Origin of the sequence: Geomicrobium halophilum (genome assembly GCF_014207655.1) — a bacterium.
GTDB lineage: Bacteria > Bacillota > Bacilli > Bacillales > Marinococcaceae > Geomicrobium > Geomicrobium halophilum.
Genome location: NZ_JACHHJ010000004.1, coordinates 385,373 through 402,790, shown reverse-complemented (window position 1 = coordinate 402,790; position 17,418 = coordinate 385,373). Strand labels below are relative to the sequence as shown.

The 17,418-nt window shown below is 43.7% G+C and carries 17 protein-coding genes, 1 tRNA gene and 2 rRNA genes; 19 read left to right on the top strand and 1 reads right to left on the bottom strand.

The features are described from left to right. Positions 1-103 precede the first annotated feature (103 nt). The 15 genes from rrf (HNR44_RS14735) (at position 104) to tsaD (ending at position 11,847) form a co-directional block, all read left to right on the top strand. Positions 104-220: ribosomal RNA gene (gene rrf, locus HNR44_RS14735) — 5S ribosomal RNA — on the top strand. Between the two features lie 233 nt (positions 221-453). Beyond that, positions 454-2,091 carry a glutathione ABC transporter substrate-binding protein gene (locus HNR44_RS14730; protein WP_184405070.1) on the top strand — a complete coding sequence of 546 codons (1,638 nt, stop codon included), beginning with the start codon at positions 454-456 and terminating at the stop codon, positions 2,089-2,091. Between the two features lie 427 nt (positions 2,092-2,518). After that, entirely contained in the window at positions 2,519-3,184 is a 666-nt protein-coding gene (locus HNR44_RS14725) for a hypothetical protein (RefSeq protein WP_184405069.1), read from the top strand. Positions 3,185-3,187: 3 nt separating this feature from the next. Next, on the top strand, positions 3,188-4,354 hold the full coding sequence (locus tag HNR44_RS14720) for an efflux RND transporter periplasmic adaptor subunit (RefSeq protein ID WP_184405068.1): 1,167 nt from the start codon (positions 3,188-3,190) through the stop codon (positions 4,352-4,354). Beyond that, on the top strand, positions 4,338-5,036 hold the full coding sequence (locus tag HNR44_RS14715; protein ID WP_184405067.1) for an ABC transporter ATP-binding protein: 699 nt from the start codon (positions 4,338-4,340) through the stop codon (positions 5,034-5,036). The genes HNR44_RS14720 and HNR44_RS14715 overlap by 17 nt, the downstream gene beginning before the upstream one ends. Continuing rightward, entirely contained in the window at positions 5,015-6,217 is a 1,203-nt protein-coding gene (locus HNR44_RS14710) for an ABC transporter permease (protein WP_184405066.1), read from the top strand. The genes HNR44_RS14715 and HNR44_RS14710 overlap by 22 nt, the downstream gene beginning before the upstream one ends. Before the next feature lie 73 nt (positions 6,218-6,290). Further along, complete coding sequence (locus HNR44_RS14705) at positions 6,291-6,446, top strand: DUF1540 domain-containing protein (protein WP_184405065.1); 156 nt, start codon at positions 6,291-6,293, stop codon at positions 6,444-6,446. A 139-nt stretch (positions 6,447-6,585) separates the two neighbouring features. After that, entirely contained in the window at positions 6,586-7,725 is a 1,140-nt protein-coding gene (locus tag HNR44_RS14700) for a trans-sulfuration enzyme family protein (protein ID WP_343069533.1), read from the top strand. A gap of 130 nt (positions 7,726-7,855) precedes the next feature. Beyond that, positions 7,856-7,972, top strand: a 5S ribosomal RNA gene (gene rrf / locus HNR44_RS14695). Between the two features lie 8 nt (positions 7,973-7,980). Next, positions 7,981-8,057 (top strand) — tRNA-Met (locus HNR44_RS14690). A 166-nt stretch (positions 8,058-8,223) separates the two neighbouring features. Continuing rightward, a complete protein-coding gene (gene thiL, locus HNR44_RS14685; protein WP_184405064.1) occupies positions 8,224-9,204 on the top strand; it encodes a thiamine-phosphate kinase in 981 nt (326 codons plus the stop codon). Positions 9,205-9,213: 9 nt separating this feature from the next. Further along, the gene (gene tsaE, locus HNR44_RS14680) at positions 9,214-9,675 is read left to right on the top strand and encodes a tRNA (adenosine(37)-N6)-threonylcarbamoyltransferase complex ATPase subunit type 1 TsaE (RefSeq protein ID WP_184405063.1); all 462 of its coding nucleotides are present in this window, start codon (positions 9,214-9,216) and stop codon (positions 9,673-9,675) included. Further along, on the top strand, positions 9,672-10,370 hold the full coding sequence (gene tsaB, locus HNR44_RS14675; protein WP_184405062.1) for a tRNA (adenosine(37)-N6)-threonylcarbamoyltransferase complex dimerization subunit type 1 TsaB: 699 nt from the start codon (positions 9,672-9,674) through the stop codon (positions 10,368-10,370). Before tsaE ends, tsaB begins: the two co-directional genes overlap by 4 nt. Next, the gene (rimI, locus tag HNR44_RS14670) at positions 10,363-10,815 is read left to right on the top strand and encodes a ribosomal protein S18-alanine N-acetyltransferase (protein WP_246407474.1); all 453 of its coding nucleotides are present in this window, start codon (positions 10,363-10,365) and stop codon (positions 10,813-10,815) included. The genes tsaB and rimI overlap by 8 nt, the downstream gene beginning before the upstream one ends. A gap of 21 nt (positions 10,816-10,836) precedes the next feature. Continuing rightward, positions 10,837-11,847: a tRNA (adenosine(37)-N6)-threonylcarbamoyltransferase complex transferase subunit TsaD gene (tsaD, locus tag HNR44_RS14665; RefSeq protein WP_184405061.1), complete on the top strand. Its 1,011-nt coding sequence runs from the start codon at positions 10,837-10,839 to the stop codon at positions 11,845-11,847. A 335-nt stretch (positions 11,848-12,182) separates the two neighbouring features. On the opposite strand, the gene HNR44_RS14660 is transcribed toward tsaD, so the two are convergent. Continuing rightward, the gene (locus HNR44_RS14660; RefSeq protein WP_184405060.1) at positions 12,183-14,132 is read right to left on the bottom strand and encodes an ABC transporter ATP-binding protein; all 1,950 of its coding nucleotides are present in this window, start codon (positions 14,130-14,132) and stop codon (positions 12,183-12,185) included. A gap of 107 nt (positions 14,133-14,239) precedes the next feature. Here HNR44_RS14660 and HNR44_RS14655 point away from each other — a divergent pair, with 107 nt between their 5' ends. The 4 genes from HNR44_RS14655 (at position 14,240) to HNR44_RS14640 (ending at position 17,272) form a co-directional block, all read left to right on the top strand. Next, positions 14,240-14,872 carry a redox-sensing transcriptional repressor Rex gene (locus HNR44_RS14655; protein ID WP_184405059.1) on the top strand — a complete coding sequence of 211 codons (633 nt, stop codon included), beginning with the start codon at positions 14,240-14,242 and terminating at the stop codon, positions 14,870-14,872. Positions 14,873-14,897: 25 nt separating this feature from the next. After that, entirely contained in the window at positions 14,898-15,086 is a 189-nt protein-coding gene (locus HNR44_RS14650) for a twin-arginine translocase TatA/TatE family subunit (protein ID WP_184405058.1), read from the top strand. A 12-nt stretch (positions 15,087-15,098) separates the two neighbouring features. Further along, positions 15,099-15,869 carry a twin-arginine translocase subunit TatC gene (tatC, locus tag HNR44_RS14645; RefSeq protein ID WP_184405057.1) on the top strand — a complete coding sequence of 257 codons (771 nt, stop codon included), beginning with the start codon at positions 15,099-15,101 and terminating at the stop codon, positions 15,867-15,869. 185 nt (positions 15,870-16,054) lie between these two features. Continuing rightward, complete coding sequence (locus HNR44_RS14640; protein WP_184405056.1) at positions 16,055-17,272, top strand: NupC/NupG family nucleoside CNT transporter; 1,218 nt, start codon at positions 16,055-16,057, stop codon at positions 17,270-17,272. The last annotated feature ends 146 nt before the right edge of the window (positions 17,273-17,418 follow it).

Here is a 17,418-nt window from a genome sequence, read left to right as displayed (position 1 = left end):
CTGACAGATACTAATCGGTCGAGGATTTATCCACGATCATGGGGCTCGGTGCCCTTCAAGCCCAGCGTTCTTCAGTTTTGAGGGTGCGAAACTCTCAAATGTGTCAGGTGGCCATAGCGAAGAGGTCCCACCCGTTCCCATGCCGAACACGGACGTTAAGCTCTTCAGCGCCGATGGTAATCGGGCGGAAACGCCCCGTGAGCGTAGGACGTCGCCTGGCTTATCCATCAACCAACGCAGGATACTCATCTTGGGTTGGTTTTTTTGTTCGTTAATAAGGTTTGTAAGAACTTGACGGATAGCAAGTTTTTCTAATATTACCCTTGTTTCATTAGAAGAATCTTTATATAATTTAAGTAGTTGCTATGAAAATTACCAAAATTAAAAAGGTTGGTGCATGAAGGAGGGTTTAAGCTTAGACAAGAAAAACCAATACATACAGGGGGGAAGTTGATGAAAAACAAGTACTTTTTATTTTTATTTCTTGCATCGATGATGGCGTTACTTGTTGCTTGTGCAGATGATAGCAGTGAGGATGCTGAGGGAGATGGCGAAGAGTCTGTGGAAACAGATGCAGACATAGAAGCCGACGATGAATTGGATGAAGAACCACAGGAAGGTGGGGATTTTCGACTAGCAAGGGGGGAAGATGCAACTTCACTTGACCCACATCTATATACGGATATTGCTTCCATGTCAGTCGCTTTCAATCTTTATGAGACATTAGTGGAACGTGATGAGAATATGGAGCTACAGCCTTTACTTGCAGAAGATTATGAACAAATTGATGAATTGACTTGGGAATTTTCATTGCGTGAAGATGTAGAGTTTCATGATGGTGAGCCTTTTAACGCTGAGGCTGTAGAGGTCAATTTGGAACGGTTGTTTGATCCAGACATTGCAGCGCCGAGAGCGAATTATTTAGAAGCGATCTCTGAGGTTGAAGCGATCGACGAGTATACTGTTCAAATTCGTACTGAAGATCCTTTTGCTCCTTTACTTGGTCATCTAGCTCATAATGTGGGAAGTATGATTAGTCCTGCAGCCATCGAGGCTGATGCAAATGATGAAATTAATTTGGAAGTGGAGCCTGTCGGAACGGGTCCTTTTGAGTTTGAAGAGTGGGATCAGGGCAATGAGATTGTGCTTGCAAGGAATGATAATTATTGGGGAGATCACGCGTATCTTGATCGTGTCACTTTCCATGTTGTTCCCGAAATTGCGACACGGTTGGCAATGTTGGAGACTGGAGAAACGGATGCTGTTGAGACGGTAGAGCCTGCAAATACTCCAAGAGTTGAGGAAATGGATAATGCTGAACTGTATACGACAGAATCATTTTTAACGATGTATATTGGCTTTCAAACGGAGAATGAGCCATTGGATGATCCAGATGTAAGAAGGGCAATATCATTGGCGATTGATAATGATATGATCATTGATGGTGTATATGAAGGATATGGAGAGCCCGCAAATGGCCCGATCAATGATCTAGTTTTTGGACATCATCCCGATGCAGAACCTGTCCCTTATGACCCCGAGGAAGCTGAACAATTGTTGGCAGAAGCCGGATATGAAGATGGTGTCACAATAGAGATGTTCACGAGTGATACCAATGAGGTTAGTATCCAGATTTCTGAGGTTGTACAAGATATGTTAGGTGAAGTTGGAGTGAATGTCGAATTACAACAGATGGAGTGGGGAGCGTACATTGATACGTTAAATGAAGGATCTCAAGATATGTACATTCTCAGTTGGTCAGCAATCACAGCGGATGCAGACGCTACATTGATGTCATTATTCCACAGTGACAGCCAAGGAGAAGCAGGTAACCGGATGTTTTATGAAAATGAAGATCTCGATCAATTGTTAGAAGAAGCGAGAGAGGAAACGGATGAAGATGCTCGTGAGCAGCTATATCATGAGGCTTACGAGATTTTAGAAGAAGATACTCCAATGACTTATCTTGCTTTTCAAGAGACGATAGAAGCTGTAGGCACTCACGTTGAAGGTTTTGATCGTTGGGCGAACTCAAGATATATCCTTGAAGATGTCTATTTAACTGAAGAGACGGAAGGTGACGGATACTAAAAATAAAACATGAGGAAATCCACAAAGCTAGCGCTATGAAGTTTAGCGCTAGCTTTGCGCTTTTTAGGACCTTCGCCGGCAAATCATACATGGAATTCAACTATTCCATAACAGGGAATGTTCAAAAAGTCCGTGAAAAATAGCGGCCGTAACTCTTCGTCCTCTTGCTGTACTCCCCACGTATAAAACCATATCCTCGAAAAGTACCCCACTATTCCATCATGAGAAGGGACTGCTTTCGTGGTGGAAGCACGGTACTCAAAGCTGTCTTCTTGACCCACTCGGCTTTTTTGTCCTCTCTTTTTTGAATACGTTCTAATAAAGTAAAATTATAAAAAATAAATGACTATTCTTGTGCCATTTAGGAAATATGGCATAATAGATGATAGGGTCTGCGTATGTTTGATAGATATAGGGGGAATCAGTAATGATATTTCATGTCAAGTATACGAAAGGGTTGTTAAATCCTCAGCAGCATTTTTCTTCATTGCGTGAGGCTGAAGGGGTAAAAGGCATTATATGGAGAACGGTTGTTAGTGCTTTATTGATTGGTGTGCTAACAGGTGTAAGCATGTACCTGTTATCTGGTCAGATGTCGGCGGAATTGCAAGCAGGTGGATTGAGCCCTGATGAGGCAGCCGTTTTTACTAACATTATCTCGGTGTTAAACGGCATTTTTGTTGCTGGCATTAGCGTTATAGGGATCGTGATAGCGGCGCTCGTTTTTTGGATTTTTTTTAAAGATGTCGGATTTAAAAATCTTTTTATTATATTTGTGTATTTTTTGCCTATTTATGTGTTAGTTATGCTGATCGATCTTCCATTTATAATTTATTTTGATCTTGAACAAGGGATTTCAATGACGAGTTTAGGGTTTATTGCTGAGCAAATCTGGGATCACTCATTTTTTGTTATGTTCTTTAGCCAAGTGTCTTTATGGTTCATATGGTGTTTTCTCGTACAAGTTTTTGCGTTAAAAGTAAACACAGCGAAGTCTACTCGTTATATTGTCACGGTAACGGCAATTGCATATGTCATGGTTATGTTACTGATGGCTGGGATCTCAATGTTCGGAATGACTCAAGGAGTGTAATGTATGAAAAAAAGAATAGCCATTTTGATCGGAGTGCTTATTGTCCTTGCGGTGATTGGGACGAATACATATATCGTATCAGAAGAGCAAGCCGTTGAACCGGAAGAACTGGAAATCATTACAGTTGAAGAAGTGGATATATATGAATCGATCATTGCGAATGGGAGGGTCGAACCTCGAGACGAACAGTCAGTGTATGAAGAACCTCAATATGGGGAAGTGGAAGACATTCATGTTGAGGAAGGGGAGAGTGTTGAGGAGGGCGATTTGCTTGTGAGTTATGAGGAAGATGAGGAAATAGCTAGACAAGTGGTTTCCATTCAAAATAGCATTGATCGCCTGCATCTGGAAGTCGAGCAACAAGATCGGCAAATTTCAAATGCGGAAACACGTATCGCGAATGCTCAAAATAACAATGAGCCGGATGAAGTGATCGAACAGTATGAGCAAGAGCGAGATGATCTTCTTTTTCAACAGCAGTTAACAGAACAAGAAATTAGTGAGCAAGAAGAAGAGCTAGTGTATTATGAAGATCGAGAAAATGATCCCCATGAAGTATACAGTGACTTGAATGGTTTAGTACAAGAGCGAAATGAATCGTCTGAAGCGGCCGAGGGTGAACGCCTATTACATGTCGTCGCGGATAACGGCTGGGATATTAACGGTACGGTGTCAGAGTATGATCTTGTCCATGTGGAAGAGGAACAAGAGGTGACAGTTGAAGCGAACGTGATTAACGATCAGGAATGGTTAGGTACAATTACGGATCTTGGTACAACCCCTGTTGAAGTAGATGATCATCTTGAAGGAGAAGAAGAAAATGTTACATCTTACCCATTCACCGTACAACTTGAGGAAGAGGCCCCTGAACTCGTTTACGGTTTTCATGTAAACGTATTGATTGATGTAGAAACCGCAACAGCAGCTACCGTGATTCCTGCTGAAGTGATTGAAACAGAAACCAATCTCGAAGATAATACGGAAACGGAGTATGTTTATCTTATTGAAGATGGCGTCATTGTTAGACAAGGAATTGATACGGGGATCAGAAATGAGCAAGGCGTGCAAGTTGTGGCAGGGCTAGAGCCTGGAGACTTGATCGTTGTGCAAGATGAGGAAAATCCTGTAATGTCCGGAATGGAAGTGGATCAAGATGATTCAGCTGAATGATATTCAAAAAAAATATGAAATGGGCGATCAGATACTCACCGTTTTGGACAACATTCATTTAGAGATCGCAAACCATGAGTTTGTGGCGATTATGGGGCCGTCGGGGTCGGGCAAGTCGACGCTTATGAACATTCTTGGCTGTCTGGATCAACCATCATATGGAACATATAGGTTGGAAGGAATGGACATATTCAAGCAAACACAGACATCTCTTGCGGCCATCCGTAATCAACATATTGGATTTGTTTTTCAGCAATTTCAATTATTACCGAAATTAACAGCTGAGATGAATGTAGAGTTACCACTCATTTATGCCGGGGTAAAAAAACAGGAACGAAAAGAGCGTGCTCAAGAAGCCTTACGGAAGGTTGGGCTCGGGGAGAGAATGAAGCATTTTCCTAACCAGCTTTCTGGGGGTCAAAAGCAACGGGTGGCCATTGCACGAGCGATCATTAACGATCCTTCCCTGATTTTGGCGGACGAGCCTACAGGTGCGTTGGATACAAGTTCTGGCGAACAAGTCATGGCATTATTTGAGGCACTTCATCGGGAGGGAGCGACGATTGTCGTTGTCACTCATGAAGCTGAAGTAGCTGATTATGCTCGGCGCGTCGTTACTTTACGTGATGGAGAAATTATGAATGATGGGGGGCGGGAAACATGTCCTTCATCGACAGTCTAAAAATGGCGCTTCGTTCCCTTTGGAGCCATAAAATGCGATCAATCCTTACGATGCTCGGCATCATCATCGGTGTGGGGGCAGTCATTACGGTTGTGGCTATCGGGCGTGGCGGTGAAGCGATGTTAACTTCACAGTTTGCCGGAGGCGGGAATGATACGTTTGAAGTTTATTATAACCCTTCCGATGAAGAGTGGATGAGCGGAGAAGACCCTTATTCTAAGACGCAGTATACAGAAGAGGATATCCTCGCCATTGAATCCATCCCTGCTGTTGATCAGGTCATAGCCTATGCTCAAAATTCCACAGAAGTTGGATACAGAGAAGAAGAAGCAATGGCACAAGTAGTGGCATTAAATGAAGGATATTATGAGCTGCATGAGTTGGAAGTAACCAGTGGAAGGCTGCTTGATGATCGTGATTCTGATATGGGGAGAAGGATTGCTGCGGTCAATGAAGGATTTGTTGAGGAATTTTTTGAAGATGTTCAAAATCCGATTGGGGAAATTGTCGACATTGAAAACACTTCTTTTCAAATCGTTGGTGTTTTTACACGTGAAAATCAGAGCATTTTTGATTTAGAAATGGATGAAATCCTCATTCCGCAAACGGTATGGCCCATGCTTTACGGGACCGATGATATGGATATGTTAAATGTACAGGCAACATCCGCTGATGACATCCAAGAGGCGGGAGATGAAACCACGCAGTTACTAAATGAAGGACATTCATTGGCGGGAGAATACGAAGTGCTAAATATGGAAGAAATTCAAGAAGGAATATCGCAAGTCACGAATATCACAACGATGATTATCGGAAGTGTTGCTGGTATTGCCCTTATTGTCGGCGGCATCGGGGTTATGAACATTATGCTCGTTTCCGTTACGGAACGTACAAAAGAGATCGGCTTACGGAAGTCATTAGGCGCTACTCGCGGCAATATCGTCTCACAATTTCTCATCGAGTCGATGACGTTAACAACCATCGGCGGTTTAATTGGCATTGGATTAGGGGCAGGCTTGGCAAATACGGTTGCCCTTATCGCTGGCTGGCCCCTTCTTATTTCGCTTCCTGTCATTTTATTGGGGATCGGTTTTTCCATGGTGATTGGGATTATTTTCGGACTGTTACCTGCAAACAAGGCTGCAAAGCTGGATCCAGTTGAAGCGATGCGATATGAATAAACAGATATTTTCTCCTTTTCCAATGCAGATTTAACGGCTGATTTGTAAAAGCTGTGGGTGAGGGGGGAGCTTAATGGCACAAGATGTGTTATGTGAAGTGCAAAACTGCGAATATTGGGGCGAGGGGAACTACTGCGAAGCGGACCGAATATATGTGGTATCGAGAGCTGATGAGCGAACGACTGAGCAAGCGGATACGGATTGTAAAACATTTCGTCCTAAGCACTAAATGCGTGAGCTGCTCACTTTGTGTGGGCAGCTCTTTAAGAGATGAATGAAATATGGAAACGTCCAAGATTTGTTTAACACATATGGGATTGAAAAATGTTAAGATAAACAGAAATGAAATCTAGAGTGTGGTGAAGAGTGTGAAGAGTTTTGATTGGAAAGTTGTCCATGATGCTACGAACCATAATGCAGAGGAAAGTAAATCGACGCCGATTTATCAAACATCGGCTTTTTCATTTTCTAATCTGGATGATTTGGAAACATATTTTCAGCCAGAAAATGAACGATACATGTATTCACGATATGGAAATCCAAACTCTGATCAGCTTGCCCGGAAGGTGAGCGAACTAGAGGGGGCCCCTGCGGGAGTCGCATCTTCGTCTGGGATGTCAGCGATTATGGCCGGTGTTTTGTCGGTGGTGAAACCGGGAGAAGCGGTGATTATTCCTGAAGATGTCTACGGGGGTACATACGATTTATTTCACCAGTTTTTTCAGGAATGGCAAGTAGAGGTCGTTACGGCTTCGTTTGGGGACCTTTCTGAATTAGAAAACAAAATCAATGACCGCGTCGCTCTTATTTATACGGAGTCTGTGACCAATCCTCTTTTGCGTGTTGAACAAGTTGAATCAGTGATCGAGATCGCCCGTAAGCATCACCTCCCTGTCATGATTGATAACACTTTCGCAACGCCGTACTTTCTTAAACCTTATGAGCTTGGCGCTGATCTTGTTATTCATAGTGCCACAAAGTATATTGGCGGCCATAGTGATGTGACTGCCGGAGTGCTCGTCGGTGATGAAGAGCTGATTGCTCGTGCAAAAAAGAAAGTGATCCAATTGGGAATGAACATTAGTCCATTTGAATCCTGGCTCACTGTACGCGGATTGAAAACTCTATCGGTACGTATGGAACAGCAAAGTGCGAATGCCAGGGCGATTGCCTCATTTATGGAAGAGCAACCGGGTGTGAGGGTTTATTACCCGAAAACGTTGGCCGCGTATGGCAATGGCGCAATGGTGAGCTTTGAACTAGATGAGCGCTATGATGTTCATACTTTTTTCAAACACTTAGATTGGATTAAAATCGTGCCGACATTAGCAGGGGTGGAAACGACAGTGTCTTATCCGCTGAAAACGTCACATCGTAGCTTACCAGAGTATTTACAAGAAAAACTGGGGATAACCGCCGGGGTGGTACGTATGTCCGTTGGCTTAGAAGGGGAAAAGGATATCATTCATACACTACAAGCAGCATTACAGGCAGCGGAGAAAAAATAACGCGCTGCCTGTAACGCCGGATTTCTTCAGTAAATATCGCATGTGATAAAAAAAATTTAAAATACCCCTTGCAAAAAATCAGAAGCTCTGATATATTATTCATTGTGACGTTGAAAGGCGTCATCATAAATCTGGTAACAATAGCGAAGAGGTCACACCCGTTCCCATGCCGAACACGGAAGTTAAGCTCTTCAGCGCTTATGGTAATTGGGTGGAAACGCCCTGTGAGAGTAGGACGTTGCCAGGTTTTCATATCGCGGGGTGGAGCAGTCAGGTAGCTCGTCGGGCTCATAACCCGGAGGCCGAAGGTTCGAATCCTTCCCCCGCAACCATATATATACTGGTAAGAAGAAGACAAACCGGAGTGTTTGTTATTTTTTTGTTTCAAATACATAAAACGGACGGATCACTCGGGATCTGCTGGATAGTTTATCTTTTATGGTAAACTAATGATATAAGATGGTGTCGTCGCTTAAATCGCTTAAAAGGAGCGCAATCATGGACGAGTTCGACCTTATTCGAAAAATCGATCATTTAACCAAAGACGGCGAAGATGTGGAAGTGGGAATAGGTGACGATGCTGCGGTGGTTTCCGGATTTGAAAATAACCGCCTCATTAGTTGTGTAGATACGCTTTGTGAGGATGTTCATTTTAAACGCTCAACTTTGAAATTGACAGATATTGGCTATAAAGCATTAGCTGTTAATCTCAGTGATATTGCTGCGATGGGCGGCATCCCCCGCTATTATCTCGTTTCGCTTGCCATCCCTGCAGATTGGGATGAGGCAGAAATTATCGAGATTTATCGTGGGATGAATGAACTGGCCGACCGCTATCAAGTAACCTTAATTGGCGGGGATAGCGTAACATCAAAGGGGCCGCTTACGATCTCTGTTACCGTTCTAGGTGAAATCGAAAAAGATCATGCCCTTTTAAGAAGCACGTCCCAAGAAGGCGATGTCGTCTTCGTGTCAGGGGCGCTGGGAAAATCAAGCGCAGGGCTCGACATTCTTTTCTCTAAAGGGCTGGAGGGTAAGCGAAGCGCCGATGAAGAGGAACTTGTCTTTGCTCATCAACGTCCCTGTCCCCAAGTGGAATTAGGGCGTATGCTCATGAAAAGCGGCGTTCGCATCGCACTAAATGACATCAGTGATGGTTTATCCGCAGAAATTTGGGAATTAGCTGAAGCGAGTCGGGCTCGTATTTGTCTGGAAGAGGACAAAATCCCCGTTAGTAAGGAAGCTATCAATATTTTTGGCAAATCTGGGGCACTGGAATATGCCTTGAATGGCGGCGAAGATTTCCAGCTTGTAGGAACCGTTGCACGGGAACATTGGTCCGCGATACAATTAAACGCATACGAAAATGGGATCACACTCTCAGCCATTGGAACCGTCGCAGGGAGAGGTTCAGAAGTTCTCATTCAAAAAAACAACGAATGGATGCCGCTCAAGCGAGCGGGTTACCGTCATCAATGAGGTGAGAAAATGACTCAATTTCAGTTATGGAGCCGTTCAACAGAGGATACACTGATGATTGGAGAACGTCTGGGTCATATGGCAGAAGCAGGGGATCTTTTTGCCCTTGACGGCGATCTTGGTGCAGGAAAAACTCATTTTAGTAAAGGCCTTGCCAAGGGACTGGGTGTCCAAGCTATGGTGAATAGCCCGACGTTTACGATTTTGAAAGTGTACAATGGTCGGCTCCCTTTTTATCATATAGATGCCTATCGTCTTGATGAAGATGGAGAAGAGGATCTCGGGCTCTTGGAATATATGGAAGGTGAGGGCGTTACGGTTGTGGAATGGGCGAGCATTTTGCGTACACAACTCCCTAAGAACCGGATCGACATTACCTTGAAGCATGTAGATGATCACGTTCGGAAACTGGATGTGTATTCGAATCACGATCGCTATGAGCCTGTTTTCAAGGAGTTAACAAAACGATGATTTTAGCAATGGATACGTCGACGTACGTAATGGGAGTAGCATTGGGGAATATGGACGCGGTGAAAGCGGAGTGGACGACTTATGAAAAGAAAAACCACTCCTTACGTTTGTTGCCGGGTATCGATCATGTGATGAAGAGCATCAACAGTGATCCCTCTGAATTAAAGGGAATTGCTGTCACGAGTGGTCCTGGCTCTTATACAGGGGTACGTATCGGTGTAGCAACCGCTAAAACGATGGCGAGCACCCTAGATTTGCCGCTTTATGATATATCCACGTTGGAAGCCCTCGCTTGTAACCGCCGATTTGCCAACGGTTTTATTTGTCCTTTTATTGATGCAAGGCGGGGTCAAGTGTATGCGGCTGTTTATGAGTCCAATGAGGGCGAATTGCATACGGTATATAAGGAGAAGCTTTGGCTTATGGATGATTTGTTAGCGGTGTTAGCAGAGGCATCCACGTCCGTTCATTTTTTGAGTTTAGATATTGATTTTCATCGTGAAAACATTCAACAGGTATTAGGATCCACAGCTACGTTTGCCGATCCTGTCGATCGCAGAGTGAAGCCTGGTGAGATTCTTCGATTAGCAGAAAAAATCGAACCTGTAGCGAATATTCACGCCTTTTCCCCTCGTTACTTACAACTGGCAGAAGCGGAGAAAAATTGGCGGAAGGCGCAAGGGTATCATGAGTGAACAGTACAACATTCGGCCCATGAGGTTTACCGATATTGAACAAGTGTTAGTTGTTGAACAGGATTCTTTTCAGATGCCTTGGACGTCTAAAGCTTTCGTCAATGAACTAGTTAAAAATCCATTTGCCCATTATTTTGTCGCTGATGATGGTCGTGATATTATTGGCTATTGTGGAATTTGGATTGTGATGGAAGAAGCTCATATCACGAACATTGCCGTTCTATCCGGATACCGGCATCAAGGGGTTGGGCAGTCATTAGTAAAAGCGATGATCGAACAATCCTTTAAGCTAGGTGTACAAACGATAACGCTGGAAGTCAGGGAGACGAATACACGTGCACAGCAATTTTACCGGCAATTCGGATTTCGAAAAATCGATGTAGAAAAAGGGTATTACACAGATAATAATGAGGACGCATGGATTATGAGTTTAACGTTCGATTAAACAAAAAAAGGACGGATCGCAATGAGTAACCCCCGTATACTTGCTATCGAAACGAGTTGTGATGAAACAGCTGCAGCCATCGTTGAAGGCGGAAAAACCTTGCTCTCCAATGTTGTTGCTTCCCAAATCGAAATTCATAAGCGGTTCGGAGGAGTGGTGCCTGAAGTGGCTTCTCGGCATCATGTAGAAAATATGACTGCGGTCATTGAAGAAACGATGTCTTCTGCGCATGTAACGTATGAAGACTTGGATGCGATAGCGGTCACGGAAGGACCAGGACTCGTCGGAGCCTTGCTCGTTGGAGTAAATACGGCAAAAGCACTCGCCTATGCCCATCAGCGTCCTTTACTTCCTGTGCATCATATTGCCGGACATATCCATGCTGCCGATCTCATCGCCGACATTAAATATCCAGCAATGGCCCTTGTAGTTTCCGGCGGGCATACTTCACTGATTTACATGCCCGAAAGAGGCGAATATGAAGTCATCGGGGAAACAAGAGATGATGCTGTCGGAGAAGCGTATGATAAAGTGGCTCGAACACTAAAACTTCCATACCCCGGAGGACCAGAAATAGATCGTCTTGCCGCGAATGGGGAGGTAACCATTGATTTTCCAAGGGCATGGCTGGAAGCTGATTCCTATGATTTTAGCTTCAGCGGCTTGAAATCATCGGTGTTGAACTATATTCATAACGCCAACCAACGAAAGGAAGAAGTGATTCAGGAAAATGTTGCCGCAAGCTTTCAAGCAAGCGTTGTCGATGTACTTGTGGAACGGGCGCAGCGAGCGGTTTCTGCATACCAGGCCCAACAACTTATTGTTACTGGTGGCGTGGCGGCTAATCACGCGCTGAGGGAAGCGATGGGAAAAACGTTCCCGAATGATGGAGATGTTGAATTGGTCATTCCGCCGCTCTCCTTGTGTACAGATAATGCAGCGATGATAGGCGCGGCTGCACAAGTCGTTTGGGAAAAAGATGTAAGAGCGGGATATGATCTAAACGGCCAACCAGGACTTGCAATCAAATAGACAAAACTGCTGGGCACTCATATCGCTCAGCAGTTTCGTCTATTTGATGAACGGTTGGAAGTGAATCCATGTGCACATGTCCTACATCTGACACCAAAAGCGAAAGACATCTATAACTTTTTGAAAACTCCCAAAAAACTTTTAGATTGGAATGTGGACAAAGGAAACAGGGATGCTGTGGATAAACACCCTGAGATACCTTTGTGAAGCCACTTTACATGTGCGCAGATCTTCGGTGGATAACTGCCCTGACCTGTGGGTATAAGTGTAAATATCCCACCAAACCAGGGGAGGTGTTGTGCATAACTCTGTGGAAACTGTGGAAAGTCTGATAATTATGGTGATTCTTCCATTTGCAGCCTTTCCCATTCTTCCATCAGTCGTTCTAGTTCTACCTCTTTTTCATCGATATCTTCTTGAATGCTGGCGGCGCGAGCAAAGTCCTCATAAACGTCAGGGTCAAGCATCTTCGATTGCTGGGACTCTATTTCTGTTTCCAGCTGGCTGATCGTTTGCTCAATCGCTTCAATATCCCTTCTCCGTTTACGAGCGGCTTTCTTTTCTTCTTTGTTTTGTTCAAACGTTTTTTTATCTTTCCCTTCATTTTCAGCAAGGATACTTTTCTGATCATTTGCTGCTTCTTTTAGCCGTGTTCGCTCCTCTTCCTCGGCTTTCTTTTCTAAATAATAATCGTAATTGCCGAGATACGTCTGCAGTTGTTGGTCCTCTGTGAATTCAATGGTACGGGTGGACAAGCGGTTCAAGAAATAACGATCGTGAGAAATAAATACCATTGTTCCTGGATAATCAAGGAGGGCATCTTCAAGGACTTCCTTACTATCGAGGTCAAGGTGGTTCGTCGGCTCATCGAACAATAGCAGATTGGCCTTTTGCATCATTAATTTGGCAAGGACGAGCCGCGCTTTTTCACCGCCGCTTAAACTGTGGACAAGTTTTAACACGTCCTCTCCGCTAAAAAGGAAACGGCCTAAAACGGTGCGTATCTCTTTTTCGATCACCTGGGGATGTTCATCCCATAATTCATCAAGTACCGTTTTTTTAGGATTTAATTGCGCCTGCTCCTGATCATAGTAACCCACGCTTACTTTGCTGCCATACTGAACGTTACCGCTCGTCCCTTCCAGGTGACCGCCGAGAATCTTTAATAACGTTGTTTTACCAGTCCCATTTGGTCCGATGATCGCAACACTTTCCCCGCGGTTAATATCCAGGTTAATATTGCTGAATAAAGGTTTTTTATGGGGATAAGCAAAAGATAGCCCTCTTGCCACAAGCACATCATTTCCGCTTTTTTGACTGATATCAAAGGACATGGACGCGCTTTTGGCATCGGCGGCAGGGGCATCGATTCGTTCCATGTTTTCCAGTTTTTTGCGCCGGCTTTGTGCCCGTTTTGACGTTGAAGCACGTACGATGTTTTTGGCAATAAACGTTTCCAATTGGGCAATTTCATCCTGCTGTTTTTCATAGGCCTTTTGTTGAAGTTCAACATCCTTGGCCCTTTTTTCTAGGAATTGGCTGTAATTCCCGTAGTACATGGGAGCCCGGGTGTGGGCAATTTCATATACTTTCGTTACAATTCGATCTAAAAAATAGCGGTCGTGAGAAACCATCAATACCGCTCCTTCGTAACCATTCAAGTAATTTTCGAGCCAGTTCAAGGTGTTAATATCCAAATGGTTCGTGGGCTCATCGAGAATGAGCAGATCCGGTTTTGAAAGTAACAGTTTCCCAAGGGCAAGCCGCGTTTTTTGTCCGCCGCTTAACGTTGAAATTGGTAAATCATAGGAGAGGTGGTTAAAATTGAGGCCGGAAAGGATGCTGCGAATATCTGCTTCATAGTGATAGCCGCCGGCTGCTCGAAAATGTTCCTGTTTCTCATCGTATTCTTTTAAAATTGCTTCATAGGCGTTTGGATCTTCATAGATGTTAGGATCAGCCATTTTCAATTCCAGCTCACGAATGTCCTTTTCAACCTTGCGTAGAGAGGCAAATACAGATAACATTTCATCCCAAATGGATTGATCTGATTCCAGCCCGGTATCTTGAGCAAGAAACCCCCATGTTTGTGATTTTGGCATGTGCAGCGCTCCGCTGTCGTAGGGCATTTCCCCGGTAATAATTTTCAATAGTGTCGTCTTCCCACTCCCGTTTCGACCGACGAGAGCAACGCGCTCTCCCATTTTGATTTCCATTTTTATATCTTGTAAGATCGTTTCGGCACCGAAAGATTTCGTGATTCGATCGCTTTGTAATATAATCATGTGGTTCATCCTTTAGACATCATCGTTTTTTAGCACAATACTTATGACAAGTGTAGCAAACATGTTATACTTGAGAAACGGAATGTAGAAAATCGTGGAGGCTTTTCATGGATGATCAGCAAAAAATACCTCAGGCTACAGCCAAACGGTTGCCGCTATATTATCGTTATCTAGAAAATCTATACGGATCAGGAAAAGCGAGAGTTTCTTCAACCGAATTAAGTGAAGCGGTGAAAGTAGACTCTGCGACGATTCGACGAGATTTTTCGTATTTTGGAGCGCTTGGCCGTAAAGGATATGGGTATGATGTTCAATATTTACTATCATTTTTTCGTAAAACGCTGGATCAGGATGAGACAACCCATGTCATTTTAATCGGGGTAGGAAATCTTGGCACCGCGTTGTTGAACTACAACTTTGCTAAAAATAATAATACAAGTATTGTTAAAGCATTTGATAACAATGAGGAAATGATAGGAAAGGAAATTGGCGGCGTTCGTGTGTTATCGATGGACGATTTGGAAAAAGAAGTGGATGATTCGATCCGGGCAGCGATTGTTGCGGTCCCTTCTTCAGCCGCCCAAGGCATTGCAGATCGATTGTCAAAGACGGCGATCCAAGGGATTTTGAACTTCACACCGACTCGTTTGACGGTCCCTTCACATATACGTGTGCATCATATTGACTTGTCAATAGAGCTGCAGTCGCTCGTATACTTCCTGAAGCATTATCCGTTGTAAACCAAAATCTAGGAGGTACCTATTTATGGGTGGATTTAGTGGAGGCAGCATCATTTTAATCATCATTGTTGCTTTGTTTTTGTTCGGTCCGAATAAGTTACCAGAGATGGGCAAAGCTGCAGGGAATACTTTGAGAGAATTCAGGAATGCAACGAAAGGTATGGCCAACGATCAAACTGAAGAAAAAAAAGAGAACAAGCAAGATCAGAGTTAGGATGGGTGATTGATGAAACCAAGGGATATGACATTCCTCGCCCATTTTGAAGAGCTGCGCAAACGTTTGATTATTATTGCCATTTTTCTCGTTTTGGGCCTTGTTATCGGCTTCTTTTTGGCTCCTACAGTGATTGATTATTTGCAAAGTATTCCAGAAGCGGAAGACTTCCCTATGAATGCTTTTCAATTAACCGATCCTTTGCAAGTATACATTAACTTTGCTTTTTTTATATCTATTATTCTCATCCTTCCGGTGATTTTCTATCAGCTCTGGGCTTTTATATCCCCAGGACTCGCAGAAAAGGAGCGGAAGGTGACGCTTTCTTATATCCCGATGGCCACTGTGCTATTTTTGGCAGGGATCGCTTTTTCGTATTACGTCCTTCTGCCTTATATTATGTCGTTTCTCGGAACGCTTGCTGAACGGTTAAATATTACCGAGCAGTATGGGATTAATGAATACTTTTCGTTTCTATTTCGATTAACATTGCCATTTGGTTTTCTCTTCCAGTTGCCAGTGGCGGTGATGTTTTTTACCAGGCTCGGGTTAATGACGCCGATGTTGCTGCACCGTATTCGTAAATATGCTTATTTTGGCCTTCTCGTGGTTGCTGGGTTCATCACACCACCAGAACTTGTGACCCACCTGATGGTTACGTTACCTCTGTTTTTGCTTTATGAATTGAGTGTCGTTATATCACGCTATGCATATAGAAAACGGATGAAAGAAGAGGCAGCAAGGCAAAGGGCAATGGTTGAATCGCAATCGAAGGATCAATAAGAAGAGTGTTAGGGGCTATGTGCTCTTGACACTCTTCTTTATTATTCAAAATCGTCATTTACAACTGTATATTATAAGATTAAAGTTGGTAAGGAGGTTTGAGTAGAGAGATAGGTTGGAGTTCATATGTGGATGAACGATACCATCATGAATTGAAAAATTCTTAAGGAAAGTGGTGATTTAAAATGAACATCTTATGGGGAATGATGGGGATCATAACAGTTCTAGGAATTGCGTTCCTCTTCTCGGCACGTAAAAGGCATATTAATCCCCGAACCATTTTAGCTGGTCTTGGCTTGCAGTTATTATTCGCTTTTATTGTTCTTGGTACGACTGTGGGTGAACAAGCCTTACAGGCACTGACATTTGCGGTCGCCAACATTATTGATTATACGAATGAAGGCATTCTTTTTCTATTCGATGATTTATTTGACGATATAGAAGAAGATAATATCTTTGCTTTTCAAGTGTTGCCTGTCATTATCTTTTTCTCATCCTTAATTTCGATTTTATATTACCTGGGAATCATGCAATGGTTTGTGAAAATCATTGGTGGGTTTTTGTCAATGATTTTAAAAACAAGCAAAGCAGAGTCGATGTCCGCGGCTGCGAATATTTTTGTTGGGCAAACAGAAGCCCCCCTCGTCGTTCGGCCATTTCTTAAAGATATGACCCGTTCCGAGTTTTTTGCGGTAATGACCGGTGGACTTGCGTCGGTGGCCGGTGCAGTGCTTATTGGATATACATTGCTTGGTGTACGTCTTGACTATTTGCTAGCCGCAAGTTTCATGGCAGCTCCAGCTGGTTTAATCATGGCGAAAATCATCATGCCTGAAACTGAAATCTCGCAAACGACAGACGATATTCAAATAGAAAAAGATACAGAATCTCAGAACGTGATTGATGCGGCCGCACGAGGTGCTGGGACTGGTTTGCAACTTGCATTAAATGTTGGGGCCATGTTGCTTGCTTTCATTGCGCTGATCGCGCTTGTAAATGGTATTCTAGGATTAGTAGCTTATATTCCGGGTGTCGAAGCGATTACCCTCCAAGACATCCTTGGGTTTATTTTTGCTCCGATTGCTTTTCTCATTGGTGTTCCATGGCAAGAAGCTTTTATGGCAGGCAATTTCATCGGTCAAAAACTCGTGCTTAATGAGTTTGTGGCTTACGCCAGCTTCGCACCTGAAATCGATAATCTTTCGGAGAAAGCCGAAATTGTGATTACTTTTGCCCTTTGCGGCTTTGCCAACATTAGCTCCCTTGCCATTTTAATTGGAGGTATAGGAAGTTTGGTACCAGAAAGGCGTAAAGAAATTGCTCAGTTAGGGGTACGTGCCGTCATTGCCGGTGCGCTTGCGTCTCTTTTAAGTGCTTCTATTGCTGGGATGTTCATGATTTAATAGGAACGCCAAGAGAGATGTAATGACTGTTTAGGCATCAGCTCGAGCGCGAGCGAAACGGGATTCGGCGCGGGGGATGGTTTTTTCGGCGCAGCAACACGTTTATTCGGCGCGCTGGACATTTTATTCAGCGCTTGAGGAAATTT

What these genes read in the sequence shown, in the direction of transcription:
- HNR44_RS14730 (WP_184405070.1), top strand. Translation starts at nt 454, where the DNA reads ATGAAAAACAAGTACTTTTTATTTTTATTTCTTGCATCGATGATGGCG.
- HNR44_RS14725 (WP_184405069.1), top strand. Translation starts at nt 2,519, where the DNA reads ATGATATTTCATGTCAAGTATACGAAAGGGTTGTTAAATCCTCAGCAG.
- HNR44_RS14720 (WP_184405068.1), top strand. Translation starts at nt 3,188, where the DNA reads ATGAAAAAAAGAATAGCCATTTTGATCGGAGTGCTTATTGTCCTTGCG.
- HNR44_RS14715 (WP_184405067.1), top strand. Translation starts at nt 4,338, where the DNA reads ATGATTCAGCTGAATGATATTCAAAAAAAATATGAAATGGGCGATCAG.
- HNR44_RS14710 (WP_184405066.1), top strand. Translation starts at nt 5,015, where the DNA reads ATGTCCTTCATCGACAGTCTAAAAATGGCGCTTCGTTCCCTTTGGAGC.
- HNR44_RS14705 (WP_184405065.1), top strand. Translation starts at nt 6,291, where the DNA reads ATGGCACAAGATGTGTTATGTGAAGTGCAAAACTGCGAATATTGGGGC.
- thiL (WP_184405064.1), top strand. Translation starts at nt 8,224, where the DNA reads ATGGACGAGTTCGACCTTATTCGAAAAATCGATCATTTAACCAAAGAC.
- tsaE (WP_184405063.1), top strand. Translation starts at nt 9,214, where the DNA reads ATGACTCAATTTCAGTTATGGAGCCGTTCAACAGAGGATACACTGATG.
- tsaB (WP_184405062.1), top strand. Translation starts at nt 9,672, where the DNA reads ATGATTTTAGCAATGGATACGTCGACGTACGTAATGGGAGTAGCATTG.
- rimI (WP_246407474.1), top strand. Translation starts at nt 10,363, where the DNA reads ATGAGTGAACAGTACAACATTCGGCCCATGAGGTTTACCGATATTGAA.
- tsaD (WP_184405061.1), top strand. Translation starts at nt 10,837, where the DNA reads ATGAGTAACCCCCGTATACTTGCTATCGAAACGAGTTGTGATGAAACA.
- HNR44_RS14660 (WP_184405060.1), bottom strand. Translation starts at nt 14,132, where the DNA reads ATGATTATATTACAAAGCGATCGAATCACGAAATCTTTCGGTGCCGAA.
- HNR44_RS14655 (WP_184405059.1), top strand. Translation starts at nt 14,240, where the DNA reads ATGGATGATCAGCAAAAAATACCTCAGGCTACAGCCAAACGGTTGCCG.
- HNR44_RS14650 (WP_184405058.1), top strand. Translation starts at nt 14,898, where the DNA reads ATGGGTGGATTTAGTGGAGGCAGCATCATTTTAATCATCATTGTTGCT.
- tatC (WP_184405057.1), top strand. Translation starts at nt 15,099, where the DNA reads ATGAAACCAAGGGATATGACATTCCTCGCCCATTTTGAAGAGCTGCGC.
- HNR44_RS14640 (WP_184405056.1), top strand. Translation starts at nt 16,055, where the DNA reads ATGAACATCTTATGGGGAATGATGGGGATCATAACAGTTCTAGGAATT.